General features: G+C 61.0%; 5 protein-coding genes. 1 reads left to right on the forward strand and 4 read right to left on the reverse strand.

Features of this window, described 5'->3' with window-relative positions; genetic code table 11:
- The 4 genes from ACHWRX_RS06735 to ACHWRX_RS06750 form a co-directional block, all read right to left on the reverse strand.
- A partial coding sequence (locus ACHWRX_RS06735; RefSeq protein ID WP_394658619.1) for a 12-oxophytodienoate reductase occupies positions 1–938 on the reverse strand: 938 nt, incomplete at its 3' end.
- Between the two features lie 203 nt (positions 939–1,141).
- The gene (locus tag ACHWRX_RS06740) at positions 1,142–2,539 is read right to left on the reverse strand and encodes an NAD(P)(+) transhydrogenase (Re/Si-specific) subunit beta (RefSeq protein ID WP_288483426.1); all 1,398 of its coding nucleotides are present in this window, start codon (positions 2,537–2,539) and stop codon (positions 1,142–1,144) included.
- A gap of 4 nt (positions 2,540–2,543) precedes the next feature.
- The gene (locus tag ACHWRX_RS06745; RefSeq protein WP_394658620.1) at positions 2,544–2,834 is read right to left on the reverse strand and encodes an NAD(P) transhydrogenase subunit alpha; all 291 of its coding nucleotides are present in this window, start codon (positions 2,832–2,834) and stop codon (positions 2,544–2,546) included.
- Between the two features lie 25 nt (positions 2,835–2,859).
- Positions 2,860–4,002 (reverse strand): Re/Si-specific NAD(P)(+) transhydrogenase subunit alpha, encoded by a 1,143-nt coding sequence (locus ACHWRX_RS06750; protein WP_394658621.1) that lies wholly within the window; start codon positions 4,000–4,002, stop codon positions 2,860–2,862.
- A 235-nt stretch (positions 4,003–4,237) separates the two neighbouring features.
- On the opposite strand from ACHWRX_RS06750, the gene ACHWRX_RS06755 reads away from it, so the two are divergent.
- Entirely contained in the window at positions 4,238–4,933 is a 696-nt protein-coding gene (locus tag ACHWRX_RS06755) for a FadR/GntR family transcriptional regulator (RefSeq protein WP_058736646.1), read from the forward strand.
- Positions 4,934–5,100: the final 167 nt, after the last annotated feature.

A 5,100-nucleotide genomic window follows, 5' to 3' on the forward strand; every position in this document is an offset into this window, starting at 1 on the left:
CCATCGCTGCTGGACGACATCGTATCGTACATGCCCTTGCTAAAGCCGATTCCACCAACAGCGCCGGTCAGCTTGCCGGTGAGCTTCTTGGCCCAGCCCGCCAGCGACAGGTCGGACTCCTTCGGAAACGCCGGAGTGTTGAAGTAGCGGACGCTGGCTTCCAGAAGATCGACGCCGGCATCGGCAAGAGGACCCAGGATCTCTTCCAATTCCTGCGGGGTTTCGGCCAGACGCGCGCGGAAATCCTGTTGCTTCCATTGCGAGAAGCGGAAAATCAGCGGCTTATCGTCACCGATCGCGCGACGGCACGCCTTGATAACTTCGACGGCGAAAGACGTTCGCCCGGAACGATCACCGCCCCACCGGCCCGTACGGCGATTGGTTTCTTCCCAAAGGAAACTGTCGATCAGGTAGCCATGCGCGCCATGCAGCGCGAGCCCGTCGAACCCGGCGGCCATGGCCTGAGCGGCGGCACGGCCGAACCCTTCCACGACATCGGCAATTTCTTCATCGCTGGGCACCGGCATGTCGGTGGCGGCGATGAGCTTGGCCTTTTCGATATAATAGTCAGCCGCCTTCTCAGGATCACCATAATGGCCCGAAGGTGAGAAAGCCGGCGCCTCCGCATTGGGCATCCGCATCGGTCCCTGATGCCACAGCTGTGGGATGATCTTCGCGCCGGTAGGATGCACGGCGCGCACAACTCGCGCCCAAGCATCCACGGTATCCTGCCCGGCGAAAAGGGGCAGGTTCATTTCGCCAAGGCCGGTATCGCCAACCGCGGCCGGATGATCGGTGCCGATCGCTTCTGTCACGATCAGGCCAGTGCCACCTTCGCCCCGCCGCTGGTAATAGCCGACCACGTCGTCGCCCGGCAGATTGTCCGGGCAGAAGCTGCGAGTCATCGGCGCCATCACAAGGCGGTTCGGGATGGTCATGCCCCTGATAGTCAGAGGCTGAAGCAAAGGCGCAATGGGCGACAACTGCTGATCTTCCTTTACCAAGGTCATGATCTTCTCACTCTCAATATTTCAACTTGGCGATGCGTATCATAACGACCCAAGGCAAGAGCCGGACGAGATATCACGCTGGTGCTGTTGCACGATGGGCCGGCGTTATGACCGCCGACCCATTCAATATCTCAGTGCCCCATGCCGCTGCCACCGCCGGACAGTTCCTTCGCGATGGCACCCACCATCTCTTTCGCGTCCCCAAACAACATCTGCGTATTGGCGTTGAAGTAGATGGGGTTGTCGACACCTGCGAAACCGGCGCTCATCGACCGCTTGATGACGAACACCGAGCGAGCGCGGTCAGCCTCGATGATGGGCATGCCGGCAATGCCGCTGCTGGGGTCATCGCGCGCAGCCGGATTGATCGTATCGTTCGCGCCGATGATCAGAGCCACGTCGGTCTGCGGCATATCAGGATTGACGTCATCCAGCTCCACCAGCTGCTCATAAGGTACATTAGCTTCTGCCAGCAGGACATTCATATGGCCCGGCATGCGGCCAGCCACGGGGTGGATTGCGAACTTCACATCCACACCCTTTTTGGTGAGTGCCTGATAAAGTTCGCTGACTTTATGCTGGGCCTGGCTGACCGCCATGCCGTATCCAGGGATGATCACGACGGTGCTGGCGTTCTCCATCTGCAGCGCCGCTTCCTCGGCGGAGGCGGAGCGGACGACACGATCGTCCTTGCCGCTCACAGCACCCGCCGCCACCGCTCCGAAGCCGCCGAACATGACGTTAGCAAAGCTGCGGTTCATCGCCTTGCACATGATCAAGGCCAGGATGAAGCCCGAGGCGCCATCCAGCGCACCCGCCACGATCAGCAGCTTGTTACCCAGTGCAAAGCCCATCGCCGATGCGGCAAGGCCGGCATAGCTGTTGAGCAATGCGATAACCGTGGGCATGTCCGCACCGCCGATCGGGATGACCAGCAGCATGCCGAAGAGCAAGGCGATGGCGACGAAGATGGGGAACAGCCAGGTCTGCGTGGGATCCATCGTCAGCATCACGGCGATAGCGATGCCGGTGAGGGCAACTGCCCCGTTGACGATCCTCTGCCCAGGAAAGACCACGGCCTTGGAAGGAAGCAGGCCCTGGAGTTTGGCAAAGGCCACGACCGATGCGGTGCAGGTCAGGAAGCCCAGAATCATCTCGAACATCAGCGCGCCCATCACGAACGTGCCGGCGAACTGGGGCTGCGCATGCTTGTAGTACTCGGCCGCGCCGATCAGGCCGACGGCAAGAGCGCCGAAAGCATGGCTGATCGCTGTCCGCTGCGGGATCGCCGTCATCGGCATGAGCAACGCCATCGGGATACCGACAGCCGCACCGGCGACCATCGCCAGCACGATCAGGTCATAGCTGACGATATCATGGTGGATCAGGGCACCGATGATGGCGATCGCCATACCCGCTTCACCGGCGCGCACACCCCGGCGCGCGGTGGACGGGTGGCTCATCCACATCAGGGAGAGGATGAAGAGTGCGGAGGCCGCGATGGCGGCGAAGGGAACGAACATGTCCATCAGATCAGCCCTCCTTCCGCTTGAACATCTTGAGCATGCGGTCCGTGATCATGAAGCCAGACACCAGGTTCACCGTGGCGCAGAACACGGCGATCATGCCCAGCGTCTTGGCGAGGGGCGCGGCGCCCTCCTCACCCGTGATGTGGATCGCCCCGACGATCACCACCGCCGCGATCGCATTGGTCAGGCTCATCAACGGCGAGTGTAGCAGCGGCGAAACCTTTTTGATCAGTTGCAGGCCAAGAAAAGCCGCCAGAATGAAAACGAAGACATAATCGGGATTGAGAGCGGTCATGGTTATGTTCCCCCCGGAGATCAGATCAGGCGGCTTCCACCTGGGCGAAGCGCGAATGGACGATGCGTCCCTCACGCGTCAGGGTGACGGCTTCCACCAGCGGATCATCGGTCGGCATTGCCAGCACCTTGTCCGCCTTGTTCCAGAATGCCTCGATGAAGTTGTAGCAGTTGCGCGCGAACAGGTTTGAAGCGTCCGCCGCCAGGCGCGATGCGCCATCGGCCAGGCCGATGATCAGCACGCCATGCCGTTCCACGAGCTCGCCCAAGATAACGCCTTCGACATTGCCGCCGTTCTCTGCGGCCAGATCGACGATGACGCTGCCCTTCTTCATCGTGGCAATCTGCGCATCGCTGACAAGTCGCGGTGCCGGCCGGCCGGGGATCAGCGCCGTGGTGACGACGATGTCCTGCGTCGCGATATGACCAGAAACAAGCGCAGACTGGCGCTCAAGGTAGGCCGGGCTCATCTCGCCGGCATAGCCGCCCGCCGCCTTGGTGATTTCATCGCCTTCGCGCACGTCTTCGAAAATGGCCTTGGCGCCCAGAGATTGAATCTGCTCGCGCACTTCGGGGCGAACGTCAGTGGCGGAAACGATCGCACCAAGCCGACGTGCGGTGGCAATCGCCTGCAGCCCGGCGACACCCACGCCCATAACGAAAGCCTTGGCGGCGGGGATGGAACCTGCAGCGGTCGTCATCATCGGCAGGCAGCGGTTAAGCTCCGTCGCGGCGCGCACTACGGCATGATACCCGGCGAGGTTCGCCTGGCTGGAAAGGATGTCCATCGATTGCGCTCGGGTGATGCGCGGCAGCAATTCCAGGGCCATCGCCTCGATGCCGCGTTCAGCGTACGCGGACAAGCGCTGAGGATCGGCATAAGGAGCCAGGCCGCCAATGATCCTGGTGCCGGCCTTGATGCCGGCTAGCGCATCCGGAGCGGGCGGGCGGGCGGCCAGGATGATGTCAGACTGGCTGATCACGGTCTTTCGGTCGGCGATGATAACGCCTTGCGCAGCGTAAGCGGCATCGTCGAAGCCCGCGGACAAACCGGCACCGCTTTCTACCGCGATGTCGATCCCCAGCTTGGCGAACCGCGTGGCCGCTGCGGGAGCCATCGCGACACGATGCTCACCCGGTGCCAATTCCTTTAGAACTCCGATTTTCAAGGGCATTCACCCCTCCCCGCCAGAAAACTACGACCCTTGCGTCGAGTCATTTCGGGGAACGTCATAATCCAATGAAGAGATTAAATGCACTGGTATTTTTGCCATTACCACCCATTCACGGATGCGATGGCGGAAACTGATCTAATAACACGCACATTATAGGAACTTGTGATCGAGCGGTGCCCCAACGCAAAAATACGGCTATGAGCCTGGTCGAACGAGATGAAAGGTATCGATGAGCGTTCAAAAGCGCACTTCCCGCGAAAGCCTGGTCAATGGCGCGGTTGCGAAACTGCGCGAGATGATCGTCGCGCAGCCGCCCGAGGCGCAGATCGGTTCTCTGCCCGATCTGGCGAAAATCCTGGGCGTGGGTGTCGTGACCGTGCAGCAGGCGGCCCGTGTTCTAGAGCATGAAGGATTCCTTCAAGTCCGTCGTGGACCGGGCGGTGGCTACTACGGCACCCGCCCCGGCGCGGAAGGTTTGAGCCGGGCAATCTCGGGATTCCTGTCGCTTCACCACTCGGACTATCCAGAGGCGATTGACATCATCACGCTTCTGGATTGCGAGCTGATGGCCGCTGCCGCGCGCACGCCGGACGAAAAGGCGCGTCGAGAACTGACGAGTTTGATCAAGACGCTAGACGATCGCAACACGCCCGCGCAACGCGGCGCGTTCGATCAAAGCATGTTGGACATCCTTTACCTCATGGTTGACCGTCCGTTGATGGAACTGCTTTCCCGCATGGCAGTCCACCACTATGCGGAATATCCACGCGGCCCGTTGTATGGTGGCTCTGAGGGTAAGCAGCGCTGGCGGCGTGAGCGCCGCGGGATCATCTCGGCCATTCTCGATGGCGACCCGGAGCGCGCCCGTTTCGAAGCGCAACGCCGTCGGCGTGAAATTATGCGCAAGCTGGATGCCGGCCTTTAATCGCATCGTCGGTGCTCGCGGAACCATCCGTCCTCGCCCATGGGATCACGCCTATGATGAATTGGAGGCTACTGGATTGAATGTTTCCAGCAATGCTGGAAGGACGTGCGCAACTCATTTCCTCTCGCAATATCACGCAGGAACACCCATGACTGAAAACTCGGACG

It is taken from the genome of uncultured Novosphingobium sp., assembly GCF_964277725.1.
GTDB classification, from domain to species: Bacteria; Pseudomonadota; Alphaproteobacteria; order Sphingomonadales; family Sphingomonadaceae; genus Novosphingobium; species Novosphingobium fluoreni.